The organism is Propionibacterium cyclohexanicum, from assembly GCF_900111365.1.
Classification (GTDB): domain Bacteria; phylum Actinomycetota; class Actinomycetes; order Propionibacteriales; family Propionibacteriaceae; genus Propionibacterium; species Propionibacterium cyclohexanicum.
Map to the genome: position 1 here is coordinate 36,056 of NZ_FOGZ01000015.1, position 16,973 is coordinate 53,028.

Here is a 16,973-nt window from a genome sequence, read left to right on the forward strand (position 1 = left end):
TCAACCGTGTTCGATCCCCGTCGAATGGGGTGTGAGTGCGAGACAATGGGGGTATGGAGAGGATCTTCCCGGGCAGCGCAGGAGCTGTCAGGCAGCGAGCACCGGGGCCGATTCATGTCGAGACGGAGTCCTCCACCAGGGTGGTGGAGCCGGTCGCGTATATGTGCCTGCGGTTCATGCTGGTGCGTGAGGGCCGCCTGTTCGTGCACTCCCGCCACGGGACCGCGCACGCCCGGCCGGGGATGCTGGTGATCGTGTGCGCCGGAACCCTGTGTGGCGCGATCCCCGAGCCCAGCGCAACAGTGACGACCGCGTTCGTGAACCTGGACTACCTGCTGGACCAGCTCACGTGGCGGCTGAATGGGCTGCTGCGCGATCGTCACGAGGCCGAGCTGATCGCCGCCAAGGCGTTCCGCCACAACATGTGGGCCACGACGCCGCCCGCGCAGGTGACGGCTGACATGCTGAATCTGCTCGACCGCACCGAGGCCATCCAGAACGCTGGGGGCGGGTTCTACGACATCGAGGCGGTGTTCGCCGGGTTCCTTGCCGACCTGGTCCCGCTGATGCCATACCGGGAACTGCCCGGCGAGCCGGTCGTGTCTTTGGCCGGGGACGGTGTGGGCGGGAGGTTCCCGCCGCTGCGGCCCGAGATCGTCGCCGTTGGGGACGCCATCCAAGCGGACCTGTCGCGCAGGTGGTCGCTGGCGGACATGGCGCAGGTCGCCCACATTTCCGGGCGGCACCTGGCTCGCGTGTTCAACGAGTCCTACGGGCTGCCGCCGGTGCAGTTCCTGGCGGCTCTTCGCGCCAAGGAGATGGCGCGCCTGCTGCGGGAGAAGCCAGGATGGTCGGTGGAGGCGGTGGGCCGCCAGGTCGGTTGGGAGGGCCGCTCGCATGCCCGCCACCAGTTCGTCCGCGAACTCGGGCTCTCGCCCGATGAGTACCGGCGGCGGGCTCATGGTCTGGATCTGGCCACACCTGGACCGGAAACGGACGAGAACACCCCCGACCCCTCGTAGAACCCACTATTGCGTTGCTATGAGTGAAGGATGCGTCAGGTGTCACGCCGGGTCCCTGACGGCCAACCCCGCCAGCGACCCCCAGCGCTCGGCACCCGTTTCACAACTGTACTGACCGTCACCATCTCGCAGGACTCCTCGGCGCACCTCATGGCCACAGCCCCACCCCGGGGTACAGGCCGTGAGGCGGGAGGAGCGCGAGATGACACCACGAGGAGAGGACCAGCACGCGGCCCGTGAGGCACGCCTCGACGAGCTGCACGACAAACTCGCCACGGCCGTCGATCAGGTCGTGTCCGGTGAGGACTGGAAGCGTGCGCTGGCGTTCGCCGCGAACTTCCGCTCGCGCAGTTTCAACAACACGCTGCTGATCTGGGCCCAGCACGCCGCCGCCTTTGAGCGCGGCCTGGTGCCCGAGCCGACCCCGTCGTATGTGGCGGGGTACAAGCAGTGGCAGGGTTTGGGCCGCCAGGTTCAGAAGGGCCAGCCGGGCTATCAGATCATCGCGCCGATCACGGGCCGGTTTGCCTCGGCGAACCCGCAGGATGCCGAGTCGTGGCGCAGGCTCGGCAAGTTCGACAAGCCCCGGCCCGGTGAGACGGTGCGCTCGAAGATGGTCGGGGTGCGCCCGGCCTACGTGTGGGACGCCTCCCAGACCGCAGGCGACGACATCCCCGAGCCCCCACGCCCCAAGCTGCTGGAAGGCGAAGCCCCAGAAGGCTTGTGGGAGGGGCTCGCCGCGCAGGTGAAGGCCGCAGGGTTCGCCCTGACCGACGCCGCGTCGGCCTCGCTGATTCATGGGGCGAACGGGGTCACCGACTACCTCGCCCACACCGTGACCGTCCGGGCGGACATGGATGCGGCGGCGCGGGTCAAGACTCTGGCCCACGAGCTGGGCCATGTCCTGATGCATGGGCCGGACAATCAGGAGGCTCGGCAGCATCGCGGGATCGGCGAGGTCGAGGCAGAATCCGTCGCCCTCATGGTCGGTGCTGCCCACGGCATGGATACTTCCGGCTACACGATCCCGTACGTCTCCACCTGGGCCGCCCAGGTGGAGGGACGCGAGCCTGCCGAGGTTGTCAAAGCCACCGGCGAGCGCGTCCGGTCGGTCGCCCTGAAGATCCTCGATCAGCTCGACACCGCCCAGGTCGGCAACGGCACCCCACCCGGGCTCGAACGCGACACCCCCACCCGCGACGCCCCGAGACAGCCTGCTGCTGCGGATCGGGCGGCACCGGCACGGCGGGAACCGGTGCTCGCTGAGGCCAGGAGCCTGTGATGCCCGGCCTGTCCGCGTTCACACAGACGCTGATGCGCATGCCGCCTGGAGCCTCGACGGGCGAGGCGGCGATGGCGATGGCATCTGCTGGAATTCCCGTGTTCCCCGTCGCTGTGAATGGGAAGCAGCCGCTGACCCGGCACGGATTCCACGACGCCACCACGAGCCATGCTCAGATCCGCCACTGGTGGGCGTCGACTCCAGGGGCGAATGTCGGGATGCCTACCGGCGCCCGCTCGGGTGTCGTCGTGGTCGACGTGGATGTCCACGGGCCCGCCAACGGCTACGTCGCCTTGGATCGCTCCGACCGTGCCGGACTCTTGACGGGGTGGGAAGCCCTCATCCAGACGCCCAGTGACGGGCTCCACGCCTACTACCCAGCCACCCCGGGCACCGAACAACGCTCGTGGCAAGCCGCACGGGCAGGCATCGACTTCCGCGGCGACGGCGGTTACATCATCGCCCCTCCGTCCAGCAGAGTCATCGACGGCCAGCGCTGCGTCTACCGGCTGGAGCAGGTGACCCGCGACCAGCCGCAGCTCCTGGATGCGAGGCGGCTGCGTCGTTTCCTCGATCCACCACCGCCGCGGACACACGGCCCGCGGTCGCAGTCGATGGATCACGGGGTCGATGTTGAACGTCTCGCCGCCTGGGTCGGACGCCTTCAAGAGGGCGAACGCAATCACGGATTGTTCTGGGCCGCCTGCACCATGGCCGAACACCACGTCCCGCCGGGCCAAACTCTCGACGTGCTCACCACTGCCGGTGGTCAGGCGGGGCTCTCCGTGCGCGAAGTGACAGTGACGGTGCGTTCGGCCTACCGGACCGTCACCACCGCACCCACCAGCCTCAGTGCTGCGCCTGCGGCGTTGGAGCATCCGCCGCCCAGAGCGGCGAGCCCGGTTCGGAGCCTGCCATGAACGCGATCACGGGGCACCGCTGGGCGGTGATGACGGCGGTCGCGGGGACCGTGTTCATCGCCGCGGGCGCCTTCTGGTTGTCTTTCACCTCGCTCGCCGATCTCGCGCGGCGCTCAGGGATCGGGGCAGGGCAGGCGTGGGCGTGGCCGCTGATCGTGGACGGCATCATCGTCGTCGCCACCGTCGCCGTCGTCGCCCTGGCCGGAACTCGCACCTCCTGGTATCCCTGGGCGCTACTGATCGGCGGGGCCAGCGTCTCGGTGACGGCCAACGCCATCCACGCCGTCATCGCCGCCGACGCCGACGTCCCCAGCATTCTCGCCGGTGCCGTTGCCGCGGTCCCTCCCGTCGTGCTCCTGGCCATCACCCACCTGACCGTCATCCTCACCCGACCACCCGAACCTCACGCCACAGCGGAACCTCCCGATGCTGCGCTCCGCGCGTGGCCCGACATCGACGACGCAACGTCAGCGGACCTGGCCCGTCCCGAAATTCTGACGTCACCTGCGCCAACTTCCGACGACCCCAGCAGCGAACCCGCATCCATCAGCTACGTACTCGGCTTGGAGTCTTCGGCGGATCGACGCGAGCGCGCCGCGGCCCTGCACGAGTTGGGGTGGCCGAACAAGCAGATCGCCCGCCAGCTCGACGTCCACCCCTCCACGGTCGGCCGCTGGCTCACCGCCCACACCGTCGCAGACGCCCCAGTAGACGACGTGTCTGCCGACGAGACGGACACGAACGACATATCCGCGGGCCTGAGTGATCAGGCCCACATCCACGAGGAGAAGTCATGAGTACCGACGAGCAGACCCCAGACCCAATGATCGGGGACATCGCTGGCGCCACGGGCACACCGGACGCCATCGAAGCCAGCCACACGTCTCGCAGGGTCGATCCGGCCGTCGACCCCGCGCTGAGCCGAGAGCACCGAGTGGGGAGCGGGGTGGAGTGGGTGCGTCCCACCGACCTGATGGCCCGAACCGGCTCGCGCGTGGCGCGCGCGGGGATCGACTTCCAGGCCGACATGGCCCGCCGCTCCCGCCACGCCGCCACCACGAGCGCACGAGCCCTGGCGGTACGAGCGCGCAGGCTCCCACCGGTCTCCGCGTTCGGCCGCGGGCACGCGGACCGCGCGACCACCCGCGATGCGGTCGGCATCCCCTGACCCCCAGCGGCCCGACCCGCAAGGTCGCCCGTTGCCCCGCTCGCTTGGCGGTGTGGGAGCCGGTGCGCACCTACGGGTCAAGGAGGCGCCAGCAACCATGACCACCACGATCACGCACCCTGAGCATGGCGAGGACTTCACGACCAGTGAGGGCCTGCGCCACGTCCTCGTCCGGCTCCACGAGGCGGGCCCTGCCAGCTGGGAGCACGACCCCACCGCCGGTGCACTCGTCGCCTTCGCGGCCGACAAGTACGCAGGGCTCGCCCGCAAACACGGGCTCGACCCGTGGGAGACCGCCAGCGCCGCCTTCGAAGCGATGCGCAACGAATCCACCCGCACGGCGCGAGACCCCTGGGCCGTGGTCACCCGCGCCGTGCAGATCACGTGCGTTGCCGAAGAGCGCGGCCAGGGCCTGCTGTGCTCAACGCATCAGGCCCGGCGCCGCAAGTACGAGGATGTCCACGACCCCGAGAGAATGTCCGACCGGGAGACCCCACTGTCGGACTACCACCCTTCCTTCCACGTCTACGACCATATCGACGACCCCGACACCGAGGATGACCGTGACGGCACCGGGCCGCAGGCCCAGGAGTTGTCGGCCCTGAACGCGGTCGATGAGTGCGTCGCGTTGTTCACCGGGCTGGGCTGGCCGCCCGACACGGCCCGGACCGCGATCCACTACGTGACCACCGCTCTCTCACGCACCCATTCCAGACTCTCCGCATACGAGGCGCTGCGCCACGACAAGTACGCCCTGGCGTTCCTGGACCTGACGCGCGACACCTGGGCGGTCCTGCTCCACGCCCTGCTCGGGAATCCTCACCCTGCCTTGCAGGCCATGCCTGCGGGGCGAGGGATTCTCATGCGCCTGGTCATCGGGGAACCCATCTGCTCGATCCTCCACGATGAAGACCTCATCCTCTCCATCGCCCTGGCGGCCCCAGGCAGGGCCAGGTGACATGCCATGGCCGCCACCGACGGGCACATCGAACTGGAACGGACCGTGAGTTCGATCCAGATCGGGGCACGCCACCGCCACGACCTCGGAGACCTCGACACCCTGGCCGCCTCCATCGACAGGTACGGGCTGCTCCAGCCGATCACCATCACCCCCGACGGCGTCCTCGTCTGCGGAGCGCGCAGGCTCGGGGCGATCAGGCAGCTCGGGTGGGACACCGTCCGAGTCTGGGTACGCTCAGGCATCTCAGACCCGCTCGCACACCTGCTGGCCGAGCAGGACGACAACGTGCTCCACAAGCCGCTCACCCAATTGGAGCAGGCCACCCTCTACCGGGAGATCACCGACCTGCTGCGCGAAGACGCTGAACGACGCCAAGAGGCGACGCGGTTCTCCAGTGAGCATCAGCCCGGAGACGACGGTCCCGCAAAATTTGCGGGACCGTCAGAGTCTTCTGGGGAGCGCAGGAAGCAGGCCGCCGACATGATCCCCGGCGGCGCCTCCTACGCCACGCTGGACAAGGTCACCTGGCTCCAAGACACTGCCAACGATCCCGGCCAGCCCGAGCAGGTCCGCCGTCAGGCAGAACTGGAGCTGGAGCAGATCGAGCAGGGTGCGGCCGTGCATCCGGCCTGGCAGCGGGTCCGCGACCTCACCACCACTGCCGCCACCTCCCGCTCACAGGACGCCGCGCGCCTGGCCGAGGAGGCGCTCGCCAAACTCCACGCCGAGCAGCGCACCGCAGGCAAACGCCGTTCAGCCTCGTCGCGGCCGAAGGCGCCCGTCGTTGAGGATCGGGAGGCGTGGCCTCCTCGCACGTTCGTCCACACCTGGCAGTCCTTCACACCTGGCTGGTGGGACCACTTCGACGTCGCGGTCCTGGTCGACAAGCTCACTCGCACCGAGATCGACGAGTTCTTCACGTTCGTCGATCAGGCCACGGCCTTCGCCGACCAGATCCGCACCGCCCTCGCCAGCCCCGCAGATGTCGGACAGCGGCCCAGGCTCACGGCCATCTGACGCGTCGGGGGCGCGTGGCGCACCTGCCGGTCATGAAGACACCTGCTGACGCACGTGCCCGGCGCCGACTCATCGCCCTCATCGTCACCGGAACCGCCGTGGTGTTGCTGGTGGTGTTCGGCGCCTACGGACTTCTCACCGGCCCCAACGGCGCGCCGACCGAGAGCCCGGCCCCGACACCGGCAGAACCTGCCTCCACGGCGCCATCACCCGAAGTTTCACAGGCCCCGTCGCGCCCGGTGGTGCCTCCGGTTCGGGCCAGACGGGACCCGGAGACGTTCGCGGGCAATGTCGCCCACGCCCTGTTCACCTGGGACACCACCACCGCGCTCATGCCCCTGGACTACACCGCCGCCCTCCTGGACGTTGGCGACCCGACCGGGGCCGAGCAGGCAGGACTCGCAGCCGACATCGCCACCTACCTGCCCACCCGTGAGGCCTGGGCCAAGCTGCGCCTCTACGCCACTGCTCAGACCCTCACCATCGACTCGATCCGGGTCCCGGACTCATGGGCGCAGGCCGTCCAACAGGCGCATCCCGGCCAGCTCCCCGCGGGTGCCACCGCCTACACGATCCACGGCACCCGCCACCGCGACGGCACCTGGAACGGGAAACCGACCTCGGCAGAACGGGACGTCGCGTTCACGCTGTTCATCGCCTGCCCGTCTGGTAGCGACTGCTACCTGCTGCGCCTGTCCGGGCTCGACAACCCCCTGAACTGACAGGAGGACCCGGCATGTTGAAGAAACTCGCTCTCCTCACCGCAGCTCTCATGTTCCTTGGACCCACCCTCGGACTGGTCGGCGTCGCACTGATCATGAACCCCGCCGCCAACGCGTCCTGCACCACCACCGGCAGCGCAGGAGTCAGCGTCGGAAACGTCCCGGATTCACTGGAGGTGACCACCGCGGCCGGGGAAACATTCACCCTGAACCGGCAGCAGCTCACCCACGCAGCGACCATCATCACCGAAGGCTCCAAGGTCGACGGCGTCACCCGCGACGGGCTCCAGATCGCCCTCATGGCAGCGCTCACCGAGTCGAGCCTGCGGATGCTCGCCAACACCGGCACCTACCCCGAATCCGGGGACTACCCGAACGACGGGAACGGTGGAGACCACGACAGTCTCGGCCTGTTCCAGATGCGCCCCCAATCCGGGTGGGGCAGCGTCGACCAACTCATGGACCCGAAATACCAGGTCGCAGCATTCTTCGGCGGACCCACCGGACCGAACTACCCCTCACCTCGCGGCTTGCTGGACATCCCCGGCTGGGAACAGATGGGCAAGGGCGAAGCCGCCCAAGCCGTGGAAGTCTCCGCCTTCCCCGACCGGTACGACAACTACGCGCCCGTCGCCGACAAGATCCTTACCACCCTCACCACCAGCGGGACCGGCTCCGGTTCCGGCGCGATACCAGTGGTGACAGGTGAAACCTCCCGAGTGGTGTTCCCGCTACCGGAAGGAACGTGGGTCCAGACCTCCGAGTTCGGGCCGCGCATTGACCCGATCAACGGGGAATCCCGCATCCACTCCGGCATCGACCTCGCCGCACCGCAGGGCACGCCGATCATGGCCGCCGCCGACGGCACCGTCACCCGCGCCCAATACACCGAATCGGGCGGCGGGATCATCGTCATCGAACACCACATCGACGGCGCCACCCTCGCCACCGCCTACATCCACATGTGGGAAACCGGCATCCACGTCACCGCAGGCCAATCCGTGACCGCGGGCCAACACATTGGCGACGTCGGCTCCTCCGGGCACTCCACAGGTCCGCACCTGCACTTCGAGGTCCGCCCCGGCGGCACCGACAATGAGGCCATCGACCCGGCACCCTGGCTCAACGACCACAACGCTGCCGACCTGCCCGAAGCCACCGGCAGCACCGACACCGACGGCTGCTCCACCTCCAGCACCGCGGGAGACCCCGCTGCCTTCCCCGGAGGAGACCCCGACGCACTCGTGGATGATCCGACCACGGGCGGGCAGATCACGGCACGCATGGCCTACGTGATGGCCCAGACCCAGCAGGCCTACCCGGACACCTCCTGGTCCTGCTACTCGCCACGCAGCGGCACCAAGTCCGAGCATCCACTCGGGCGGGCCTGCGACATCACCTTCGGCAACCCCATCGGGACACGCCCCACCTCCGCGCAGTTGGAGGCCGGGTGGGAGGTCACCAACTGGGTCAAAGACCACGCCGAAACCCTCGGCGTCCACTACCTGATCTGGCAGGGCACCATCTGGAACATCGACCGCGACGCGGAGGGCTGGCGCCCCTACAACGGCGGCGGCATGCACGACCCATCTGACATCACCGGAGGCCACTACGACCACCTGCACATCACCGTGAAGGAAAACTAGCAATTATTACATTAGATGTAATCGGCCAGGGCCGGGATCGTGCGGATTCCCTGGTCAGGCAAGGGTATCAGTGGGCGACAGTTGGGCGCTGCGAAGCGGCTCATGACCAGGGGAAACGCGCCACTGCTTACATTAGATGTACTTTTCTTACATTAGATGTAAGACTATCGGGGTGGACTTCGAGGACGGGAACCGGCCTGGATCGGTGACGGCGCTGCGGCCGGGCAACGTGTCGTTGCTGCGCCCGGTGGAGCAGGTCTTCGATGACATGCTGGCCGGCTGGTCGGCGCAGCAGTCCTCGCGGATGCTGAATGCGAAGACGATCGGGGCGCGACTGGTGCAGGTGCGCCGGTTCGCCGGGTTCTGCGGGAGCCTGCCGTGGGAGTGGACTCCTGCCGACATCGAGGAGTGGACGACCGAGCTGGTCTCCGGCGACAAGCCCTGCTCGCACGGCACGATCCGCTCTTATCAGAACGCGGTCGCGTTGTTCTGCGACTTCCTCACCGACCGTCGTTACGGGTGGGTGGAGCGGTGCGAGGAGCTGTTCGGCACCCACCCGGTGCAGGTCTGCCACGAGTGGAACACCGCGATCCACACGGGCGATCACGAGGCACGCCCGACGGTGCGACCTCTGTCGCGGATCGAGGTGCAAACCTTCTTCGACTACGCCGACGATCGCGTCGACCAGGCCCGCACACGCGGGAAGAAGGGCTGGAAGTCGGTATTCCGCGACGCGACGCTGTTCAAGATGATCTACGCCTTCGGGCTGCGTCGTCGTGAGGTCGGGATGCTGGACCTTCATGACTTCACCCGCAACCCGACCGCGACCGAGTTCGGCCGGTTCGGGGTCTGCAACGTCCGGTGGGGCAAAGCCAGCCGTGGCTCTCAACCCCGGCGTCGCGCGGTGCTGGCGGTGTTCGACTGGACCCGCCCGGTGATTGAGGAATACGTCACCGAGGTGCTGCCCCTGTTCGACACGGCCGGCAGCGGGATGCTCTGGCCGACCGAGCGACAATCCAGGGTCAGCGGGAGCTACATCGGGCTACGGTTCGCCGAGTACCGCGACGAGCTCGGCTTCGACCCCGCCCTGCACCCGCACTGCCTGCGGCACTCCTATGTGACGCATCTGATCGAGGACGGCTTCGACCCGCTGTTCGTGCAGCAGCAGGTCGGGCACCGCTGGGGATCGACCACCGCCCTCTACACCGGCGTCTCCGGCGACTACCGGAACCGCACCCTGCGCCGCGCTCTGGACGCGGCGTTCACTCCACCATCGGCGATCGAGGAAGGCTGACCATCATGACGAAGACCGTGGCCTATCGCTGGCACGTCCGCAAGGTGATGAACGAGCACGGCATGCAGTCCACCACCGACCTGGTGCCGCTGCTGGCCGAACGAGGCGTGGTGATGACCTCCACGCAGGTCTACCGGATCGTGACCGGGCAGCCCGAGCGGTTGAACATGCGGTTCCTGGCCGCGCTCTGCGACATCTTCGATGTCACACCGAACGACCTGATCGAGCCCTACGTCGCGACCAAATCCCGGCGCGGCCGCAAGACCGGCACCACCGGGGCGGCCACGCCGTCGAAGCCGAGCAAGAACCGTCCGACTCGCGCGGTCATCAGACCGGCCGGGGACTGATCGACTGAATGGCGAGCACGATCGTCCGCGGTACCTGTTTCCGCTGCGGACGGGACAAGAACCTGCGCTGGAACCACATCCTGGATCGGGGCGAATGCCGAGCCTGCCGCGCGCAGCGCTCACCCGAGGAGGTCTGCACGGGCTGCGGCAGGACGCGACGGGTCAACGCCCGCACCGACGATGGCGGCGCGATCTGCGTGACCTGCTACGCCCGCACCCGCACCGCCGAGGACGCCTGCGACGAATGCGGCACTCTCGGCCCACTGGCTACTCGGGCCGGCGGGAAGCGCGCGGGATCGCGGAACCTCTGCCCGCGTTGCTACCGCAACCCGAAGCGGGTCTGCGGCGTCTGCGGCCGGCTCAAACGGATCGCGTTGAAAGCCACCGCGACGACGCCGGATACCTGCCCGACCTGCTACCAGGCGCCGGTGATCGACTGCTCGATCTGCGGGCGGCAGGCCCTCGGCCGCCGCACCACCAATCATGGCCGTCCCCGCTGCTTCGCCTGCCAAGCCGCCCAGCAGATCGACGCCGCACTCACCGGCCCAGGCGGGACGATCCGCCCCGAGCTCAAAGGCGTCCGCGACGCGCTGACCGAGCTTCGCCAACCCCGGTCGCTGCTGAGCAACTGGCGGGGTCTTGCAAGCCTGCGCCTGCTCACCGACATCGCCGCCGGCCGGCTCGACCTGTCCCACGATGCTCTCGATGCCCAGCCGCAGGTCTCCTCGGTCAACTACCTGCGCGCCATGCTCGTCGCCGCCGAGGCGCTCCCGCCACGCGATGAGAACGCCACCAGGCTGCACCGCTACGTCACCGAAACCGTCGCCGGCATCACCGATCCCGAGCTGCGCGGAGTGCTGACACGCTACGCCCGCTGGCACGTCGCCGGCCGCGCCAAGACCAACCGCCACGGTCGCATCAGCGCGCACGTCGCGGCCCGCTGCCGGGGCGACATTCAGACCGCCAAGAGCTTCCTCGACCACCTCACCGCCTACGGCCATGACCTCGACGATTGCCCGCAAGCCTGCATCGATGCCTGGCTCGGCGGCCCCAGTCGGAGCGCCCGTCTGAGCTTCATCCGCTGGCTCAAACGAGGCGGCTACCTACCCCGAGTACGACTGCCCGAGCCCATCGCGCCGAAGGACCCAGGCCACGACGCTGATCCCGACGAACAACTCGCCCTGGCCCGACGGCTCCTGCACGACCCCGACTCCGCCAGCATCGAGGACCGCGCCGCAGCCTGCCTGATCCTGCTCTACGCCCAACCCGCCGCGAAGATCGCCGCCCTAACCACCAGCGACATCAAGGTCAGCGACGGCGACACCTACCTCGCCCTCGGCCCCGAGCCACTGCTGCTCATCCCTCCGCTCGACGCCCTGGTCACCGCGCTGCCGGTCGCCAAGCCCTTCGGCACGGCAAGCACCCTCGCCGATCCCCGCTGGCTGTTCACCGGGAAGAACGCCGGCACCCACCTGCACCCCACGTCGCTCATGGCGCGCATGAACCGGCTCGGGATCATCACCCGCGCCAGCCGCAACACCGCCCTGCTGCACCTGGCATCCACGACCCCGCCCGCCGTGTTCGCCTCCCTCACCGGCATCAGCATCGGCACCGCCACCCGCTGGGCCGAACTCACCGGCTCCGCCTGGAACAACTACGCCGGCGCGCGCCGCTGACGCTGAGCAGCCTGGCGCGCTCGGGGAGGGCCACCAGCCCGAACCATCAAGAGGGCGGAGGGTTACAGGTCTCGAATGTCCTCGACACCCTGATCGCTAATCTTGAAGATCGCCACCTCGGGGTTCGTGTCAACGAGGTACCTGTTCAGCAGGTCGCTGACTCGATCGATGGTCTGCGTTGCGTCGTCGATGGAGTCGTAGAGCTTCCGATACAGCTCGGGGCTGTCCCAGCCGGGGATGCCCTTCCATCCGCCGTGGTCGAACAGCAACCGGTGGACCAGATAGTTCCGCGCCTCGACAAGGGTGCGGTACTCGGCTTGGAGATGGTCTGGAAGCTGAGGCTCCACGGCCTTTGCTTTCGCCCCCAGCGTGCTCCGCTCGCGAGGGGGCTTGCCCAGCAGCACCTGGTGGATCGTCTCTGCGGCGGCTTCGGCGACCTGGCAACGGGCGATCGCTCTGCCGAGCAGCAGGTACAGCAACTGCTGAGCGTCCTCCGGGTTACCGGGAACGGGGACCTCCTGCGCCAACAGACCACCTCTCAGATCAGCGTCGCGCATGGCACCAGATGCTTGCGATCCCTCCTCGCCCGACGACCTTAGCCTACCGTCGCCGACCCCCATGGGTTCTGCCGCGCACCTCGTGGCATGGACATTTCAACCGCTTCGAATAATTGCTAGCGCCGGTTGGAGCCCTGTCATGAACGTGTTCCCCAACTTTGACGGCCTGAGCGGCGTCGGCGATCTGAAAACCGTCATTGGCGCCTCCCTCACCATCGTCCTGGTCGTCGCGGTCCTCATGATCATCGTCTCCGCCATCATCTGGGCCATCGCCACCGGAACCGGCAGCACCTCGGTCGCCGCCAAAGCCCGTGCAGGCGTCCTCGTCGCCCTGGGCGCAGCAGTCTTCGCCGGGGCCGCAGTCGCCTGGATCAACTGGCTCATCAATCTCGGCGAACAACTCTGAACTGACCCAGCTTTGGCCCGCCTCGGATCGTCTCCCGTGGCGGGCCTTCTGCTGTCCTGGGGAGGCGGGTGCACCTGCTGGTCGACCATGTTTCTCGTCCACCGCCCACCCTGGGTGGTTCTGATTTTTGGGAGTTCATCGTGATCGACCTCGCATCCGCCCTGATCCTGCTGCCCGCACTGGTGCCGTTGGACATCAACATCAGCCCGAACGATTCCGGCCTTCCTGGCATCTCCCAGCTGCGCACCATCGTCGGTGCCGTGATGACCATCGGACTGATCCTGTCCGTCCTCGCGCTCATCATCTCCGCGATCGTGTGGGGCTTCGGCGCCAACTCGTCCAACCCGCACTTGGCAGGGCGCGGCAAGATCGGCGTCCTCGTCTCCTGCGGCGCGGCCGTGATCTGCGGTGCCGCCGTCACGCTCATCAACTTCTTCTGGAACGTCGGCCAACAGGTCTAGCCCCATTCACTCACATCTGGGAGGTTTGTGATGGGTGTCTGCGATGTTCCCGTCATCTCATCGGTGTGCGACGCCGCCGGAGAAGCCGCCGCGACCCTCGTCTCAGCCCCGTTCGACTGGTTGGCTTCCACCATGGGCCAGGCCGCCGGATGGCTCATCGAGGCCATGTGGAAAGTCTTCGACTCCACCACCCTCGTCGACGTCACCGCCAAGGGCTACCTGGACGTGTACAACCTGCTCTTCGGCATCGGCGTACTCATCGTCCTGCTCTTCTTCTGCTTCCAACTCATCCTCGGACTCATCCGCCGAGAACCCTCCGCGTTGTCGAGGGCCGCTCTCGGGGCGGGCAAAGCCGTCCTCGGGTCGTTCCTCGTCATCACGCTGACCGCTACAGCCTTGGAGATCGTCGATCAACTGTGCATCGGCGTCGTCCAAGCCGCAGGGGAAACCACCGGGACGATGGGTGACAAGATCGCCCTGCTCACCGCGGGCCTCACCGGGATCAACATCGCCGCCCCCGGGGTGGGGGCGATCGTGACGATCTTTCTCGCCGGTCTCATGATCTGCGCGGTCGCCATCGTCTGGTTCAGCCTCCTGATCCGCAAAGCCCTGCTGTTGGTGGCGATCGTCCTGGCACCGGTCGCGTTCGCCGGGGCCGCCTGGGATGTCACCCGCTCCTGGATCGGGAAATGGGCGGCGTTCGTGGTGGCGTTGATCGTCTCCAAGCTCGTCCTCGTCGTCGTGTTCCTCATCGCGATCACCCAGGTCGCCACTCCGATCGAGGCGGACCTGTCTGCGGTGACCGAACCGATCTCGGGGATCGTGCTGCTGTTCATCGCCGCGTTCGCCCCCTACATGGTCTACCGGTTCATCTCCTTCCTCGGCTTCGACCTTTACCACGCGATGGGCACCGAGCAGGAAGCCAAGAACGCCCTCAACCAGCCCATCCCCGTCCCCTCCAAACCGAAATCGGACGGGGTGAAGAAGATCCTCGACGGCGGCGACAGCGAAGGCTCGGGAGGCAGTGGTTCCGCGCCGCCCACCGGAGGCCCGCCGCCCACGACCACGGCGCCCACAACAGGGTCGACCGCGGCCACCACCGAGACCGCCGGGGCTGGAGGGGGCGCCGCGGCTGCGGCAGGACCCGCCGCCGCCGTCATTGTCGCCGCCGAGGTCGTCAAAGACGCAGTCAAAGCCGGGCCCAAACTCGGCCACGAAGTCGGTGGCCAAGCCGAATCCGCCGCTGACGCCGCCGACCAGGCAGGAAGCCCCACGCCACCCGAACAAGGCAACCCAAGTGCGCCGCCGCTGTCGACACCGCAGCCGAACCCGCCATCGAGCGACCCCGCACCACCACCAAGCCCTCCACCCGCCAAGCCGAAGCCGCCTGCTGATCCGCTCGCACCCCAGCCACCCAAGGAGTGACCCGTCATGACGTCAAGCAATGCTCCCGGCACGGAGCTGGTGCCGGTGAAGTTCTCCCGGCTGACCCGCAGAGGTGTCCTCCTGGGACTCTCCCTGTCACAGCTCGTGACACTGGGCGTCGGGGTGGTGTCCCTCGTGTGGGCGTTCTACGCAGGAGGCGGCATCCTCATCGCCATCACCGCACCCATCTGGGTCCTGGCCGCAGCCCTCACCTGGATACCCCTGTCCGGACGCCCCATCGTCGAATGGGTACCCGTGGGTTTCTGGTGGATCTGGAAAACCACCGGCGGCCAGCTGCTCTACCGCCGCCGCATCGTCAAACCACGTCCCGCGGGCACCCTCGCGCTACCCGGGGACGCCGCACGGCTGCGCGAATACCGCGACTCCAGCACCGGGGCGGGAATGATCCACGACCCTTCTGCCGCCACGCTTACCGCCGTCATCTCCGTGACGCACCCGGCATTTGTGCTGCTGGACCCCGGTGAGCAGGAACGACGCGTCACCTCCTGGAGCCGGGTGCTGGCCACCGCATGCCGCTCCGGGCGGGTCTCCATGCTCCAAGTCCTCGAACGCACCCTGCCGGACTCAGGCACGGGCCTTGCCGAATGGTGGTCCACCCACGGCACCCATGACTCATCGTGGGCATCCACCACTTACAGTGAGTTGATCGACAGGGCGGGGCCCGCAGGCGAACGCCACGCCACCACCTTGTCGCTGTCCCTGGATATGAAGGCCGCGGCCCGGCAGATCCGCACCGCAGGCGGCGGCATCCGCGGCGGCGCCGCCGTCCTCCGCCAAGAAATGAACACCCTCGTCGCCGCCCTACGCTCCGCCGACCTGGCACCGTCCGCGTGGCTGACCTGCGGACAGATCGCCGTCATCCTGCGCTCCGCCTACGACCCCGCCGTCGCCGCCACTCTGGAACGCCACGGGGAACTCGGCCAGAACCTCGCCACCGCCGGACCCGTCGCCGTCAACGAATCCTGGAACCGGCTGCGCACCGACTCCGCCCACCACGCCGTCCTCTGGATCAGTGAGTGGCCGCGCTCCATGGTCTACCCAGGATTCCTCGCACCCATCCTGCTCTCCAACGGCATCCAACGATCCTTCTCCCTCCTGTGCACCCCGATGCGCTCCGACCAAGCCGCCCGCGACATCCGCAAGAAGAAGACCGAGTACATCTCAGACGCCGCACAGCGCCAGAAGATCGGGCAGATCGAAGACGCGAGCCAGACCGCCGAATACCACGACGTCCTCCAGCAAGAAGCCGACCTCACCGCAGGCCACGGCGTCCTGCGCTACACCGGCCTCATCAGCGTCTCCGCCACCACCAACGACGACCTCGACGCAGCCGTCGCCGCCATCGAACAAGCCGCCATCCAAGCCTCCTGCGAGACACGGCTCCTCGTCGGCCAGCAAGCCCAAGCATTCACCGCAGCAGCGCTGCCACTGTGTCGGGTGGTATAGCGGCGGACGCATCTTTACATCCGCAGCGTTGTTGGAGTAGCGATTGATTTCCCGTTGCCGAGCGCTGCCGACATGTAGACACCGCGGATCTGCTCGTGAAGCGTATCCCTCGACGCGGCAACAAAGCGGTAGCCGAAGTCGGCCTCCATGTACCAGCTCTCGTTGGTGCCAGCCTCAAGTCGATGAGGAAGCGCAGGACCCAGCAGTTCGTTCTGCGGAACGACGCTCATCTTCCCGCCTCTCGTGCAGAGCACGATCCGATCCACCGTGACCGGTGCCCGACCATGGTTGGTGACTTGTACTCCGATGATCTCGGGATCATTGAAGCCCTGTTCTCGGAGGCTCTCAAAATTGCGAGGTTCTCCGGATTTCTCAACTGGACCGGTAGCGAGACCACCACGCCCCTGTACTCCGTGAAGCAGCTTTGCTTTCGGCCTTCCAGCGGATAGGAGCCACTGTGCAATCTGCCATCCAAGCGAGAGCCCTGCGACGAGAAGCGAGATGCTCGCTATGACGAGCGCAATGAAGTCCGAGTGCATGCCTCAAGCGTACGGACAGGCACCGACATCTTGACGGGACCCGTGGCGCACCTGTCTCCCACA

Annotated in this window: 18 protein-coding genes; 16 read left to right on the forward strand and 2 right to left on the reverse strand. The window is 67.6% G+C overall.

The annotated features are described in order from the left end of the window. Positions 1–53 precede the first annotated feature (53 nt). From BMX93_RS08095 to BMX93_RS08150, 12 genes are all read left to right on the forward strand, one after another. Complete coding sequence (locus BMX93_RS08095) at positions 54–1,022, forward strand: helix-turn-helix domain-containing protein (protein ID WP_062820570.1); 969 nt, start codon at positions 54–56, stop codon at positions 1,020–1,022. Positions 1,023–1,224: 202 nt separating this feature from the next. Then, a complete protein-coding gene (locus BMX93_RS08100) occupies positions 1,225–2,304 on the forward strand; it encodes an ArdC-like ssDNA-binding domain-containing protein (protein WP_091969916.1) in 1,080 nt (359 codons plus the stop codon). A 32-nt stretch (positions 2,305–2,336) separates the two neighbouring features. Continuing rightward, positions 2,337–3,224: a bifunctional DNA primase/polymerase gene (locus BMX93_RS08105; protein ID WP_245725797.1), complete on the forward strand. Its 888-nt coding sequence runs from the start codon at positions 2,337–2,339 to the stop codon at positions 3,222–3,224. Further along, positions 3,221–4,021 carry a DUF2637 domain-containing protein gene (locus tag BMX93_RS08110; protein WP_245725798.1) on the forward strand — a complete coding sequence of 267 codons (801 nt, stop codon included), beginning with the start codon at positions 3,221–3,223 and terminating at the stop codon, positions 4,019–4,021. Before BMX93_RS08105 ends, BMX93_RS08110 begins: the two co-directional genes overlap by 4 nt. Next, the gene (locus tag BMX93_RS08115) at positions 4,018–4,392 is read left to right on the forward strand and encodes a hypothetical protein (RefSeq protein ID WP_091969918.1); all 375 of its coding nucleotides are present in this window, start codon (positions 4,018–4,020) and stop codon (positions 4,390–4,392) included. The genes BMX93_RS08110 and BMX93_RS08115 overlap by 4 nt, the downstream gene beginning before the upstream one ends. Before the next feature lie 97 nt (positions 4,393–4,489). Continuing rightward, positions 4,490–5,350 (forward strand): hypothetical protein, encoded by an 861-nt coding sequence (locus tag BMX93_RS08120; protein WP_091969920.1) that lies wholly within the window; start codon positions 4,490–4,492, stop codon positions 5,348–5,350. Between the two features lie 6 nt (positions 5,351–5,356). Continuing rightward, positions 5,357–6,370, forward strand: a complete 1,014-nt coding sequence (locus BMX93_RS08125; protein WP_062820564.1) for a ParB N-terminal domain-containing protein — start codon at positions 5,357–5,359, stop codon at positions 6,368–6,370. 32 nt (positions 6,371–6,402) lie between these two features. Continuing rightward, positions 6,403–7,092: a hypothetical protein gene (locus BMX93_RS08130; RefSeq protein WP_091969960.1), complete on the forward strand. Its 690-nt coding sequence runs from the start codon at positions 6,403–6,405 to the stop codon at positions 7,090–7,092. A gap of 14 nt (positions 7,093–7,106) precedes the next feature. After that, positions 7,107–8,738, forward strand: a complete 1,632-nt coding sequence (locus tag BMX93_RS08135) for a M23 family metallopeptidase (RefSeq protein WP_091969922.1) — start codon at positions 7,107–7,109, stop codon at positions 8,736–8,738. A 172-nt stretch (positions 8,739–8,910) separates the two neighbouring features. Beyond that, the gene (locus tag BMX93_RS08140) at positions 8,911–10,032 is read left to right on the forward strand and encodes a tyrosine-type recombinase/integrase (RefSeq protein ID WP_091969924.1); all 1,122 of its coding nucleotides are present in this window, start codon (positions 8,911–8,913) and stop codon (positions 10,030–10,032) included. Positions 10,033–10,037: 5 nt separating this feature from the next. Next, complete coding sequence (locus BMX93_RS08145) at positions 10,038–10,379, forward strand: helix-turn-helix domain-containing protein (protein ID WP_017883430.1); 342 nt, start codon at positions 10,038–10,040, stop codon at positions 10,377–10,379. A gap of 8 nt (positions 10,380–10,387) precedes the next feature. Then, positions 10,388–12,055, forward strand: coding sequence for a hypothetical protein (locus tag BMX93_RS08150; protein WP_177170136.1), 1,668 nt, complete (start codon positions 10,388–10,390; stop codon positions 12,053–12,055). Between the two features lie 62 nt (positions 12,056–12,117). On the opposite strand, the gene BMX93_RS08155 is transcribed toward BMX93_RS08150, so the two are convergent. Further along, complete coding sequence (locus BMX93_RS08155) at positions 12,118–12,612, reverse strand: hypothetical protein (protein ID WP_041205245.1); 495 nt, start codon at positions 12,610–12,612, stop codon at positions 12,118–12,120. 139 nt (positions 12,613–12,751) lie between these two features. Here BMX93_RS08155 and BMX93_RS08160 point away from each other — a divergent pair, with 139 nt between their 5' ends. The 4 genes from BMX93_RS08160 (at position 12,752) to BMX93_RS08175 (ending at position 16,371) form a co-directional block, all read left to right on the forward strand. Further along, positions 12,752–13,018, forward strand: coding sequence for a DUF6112 family protein (locus tag BMX93_RS08160; RefSeq protein ID WP_091969928.1), 267 nt, complete (start codon positions 12,752–12,754; stop codon positions 13,016–13,018). Between the two features lie 140 nt (positions 13,019–13,158). Further along, positions 13,159–13,479: a DUF6112 family protein gene (locus BMX93_RS08165; RefSeq protein WP_091969964.1), complete on the forward strand. Its 321-nt coding sequence runs from the start codon at positions 13,159–13,161 to the stop codon at positions 13,477–13,479. Positions 13,480–13,509: 30 nt separating this feature from the next. After that, positions 13,510–14,904 (forward strand): TrbL/VirB6 family protein, encoded by a 1,395-nt coding sequence (locus BMX93_RS08170; RefSeq protein WP_091969931.1) that lies wholly within the window; start codon positions 13,510–13,512, stop codon positions 14,902–14,904. A gap of 6 nt (positions 14,905–14,910) precedes the next feature. After that, on the forward strand, positions 14,911–16,371 hold the full coding sequence (locus tag BMX93_RS08175) for an SCO6880 family protein (protein ID WP_091969933.1): 1,461 nt from the start codon (positions 14,911–14,913) through the stop codon (positions 16,369–16,371). 14 nt (positions 16,372–16,385) lie between these two features. On the opposite strand, the gene BMX93_RS08180 is transcribed toward BMX93_RS08175, so the two are convergent. Beyond that, the gene (locus BMX93_RS08180; protein ID WP_091969935.1) at positions 16,386–16,910 is read right to left on the reverse strand and encodes a phosphoribosylamine--glycine ligase; all 525 of its coding nucleotides are present in this window, start codon (positions 16,908–16,910) and stop codon (positions 16,386–16,388) included. Between the last annotated feature and the right edge of the window lie 63 nt (positions 16,911–16,973).

What these genes read in the sequence shown, in the direction of transcription:
- BMX93_RS08145 (WP_017883430.1), top strand. Translation starts at nt 10,038, where the DNA reads ATGACGAAGACCGTGGCCTATCGCTGGCACGTCCGCAAGGTGATGAAC.
- BMX93_RS08180 (WP_091969935.1), bottom strand. Translation starts at nt 16,910, where the DNA reads ATGCACTCGGACTTCATTGCGCTCGTCATAGCGAGCATCTCGCTTCTC.
- BMX93_RS08170 (WP_091969931.1), top strand. Translation starts at nt 13,510, where the DNA reads ATGGGTGTCTGCGATGTTCCCGTCATCTCATCGGTGTGCGACGCCGCC.
- BMX93_RS08135 (WP_091969922.1), top strand. Translation starts at nt 7,107, where the DNA reads ATGTTGAAGAAACTCGCTCTCCTCACCGCAGCTCTCATGTTCCTTGGA.
- BMX93_RS08155 (WP_041205245.1), bottom strand. Translation starts at nt 12,612, where the DNA reads ATGCGCGACGCTGATCTGAGAGGTGGTCTGTTGGCGCAGGAGGTCCCC.
- BMX93_RS08100 (WP_091969916.1), top strand. Translation starts at nt 1,225, where the DNA reads ATGACACCACGAGGAGAGGACCAGCACGCGGCCCGTGAGGCACGCCTC.
- BMX93_RS08130 (WP_091969960.1), top strand. Translation starts at nt 6,403, where the DNA reads ATGAAGACACCTGCTGACGCACGTGCCCGGCGCCGACTCATCGCCCTC.
- BMX93_RS08115 (WP_091969918.1), top strand. Translation starts at nt 4,018, where the DNA reads ATGAGTACCGACGAGCAGACCCCAGACCCAATGATCGGGGACATCGCT.
- BMX93_RS08175 (WP_091969933.1), top strand. Translation starts at nt 14,911, where the DNA reads ATGACGTCAAGCAATGCTCCCGGCACGGAGCTGGTGCCGGTGAAGTTC.
- BMX93_RS08110 (WP_245725798.1), top strand. Translation starts at nt 3,221, where the DNA reads ATGAACGCGATCACGGGGCACCGCTGGGCGGTGATGACGGCGGTCGCG.
- BMX93_RS08105 (WP_245725797.1), top strand. Translation starts at nt 2,337, where the DNA reads ATGCGCATGCCGCCTGGAGCCTCGACGGGCGAGGCGGCGATGGCGATG.
- BMX93_RS08150 (WP_177170136.1), top strand. Translation starts at nt 10,388, where the DNA reads ATGGCGAGCACGATCGTCCGCGGTACCTGTTTCCGCTGCGGACGGGAC.
- BMX93_RS08160 (WP_091969928.1), top strand. Translation starts at nt 12,752, where the DNA reads ATGAACGTGTTCCCCAACTTTGACGGCCTGAGCGGCGTCGGCGATCTG.
- BMX93_RS08120 (WP_091969920.1), top strand. Translation starts at nt 4,490, where the DNA reads ATGACCACCACGATCACGCACCCTGAGCATGGCGAGGACTTCACGACC.
- BMX93_RS08095 (WP_062820570.1), top strand. Translation starts at nt 54, where the DNA reads ATGGAGAGGATCTTCCCGGGCAGCGCAGGAGCTGTCAGGCAGCGAGCA.
- BMX93_RS08125 (WP_062820564.1), top strand. Translation starts at nt 5,357, where the DNA reads ATGGCCGCCACCGACGGGCACATCGAACTGGAACGGACCGTGAGTTCG.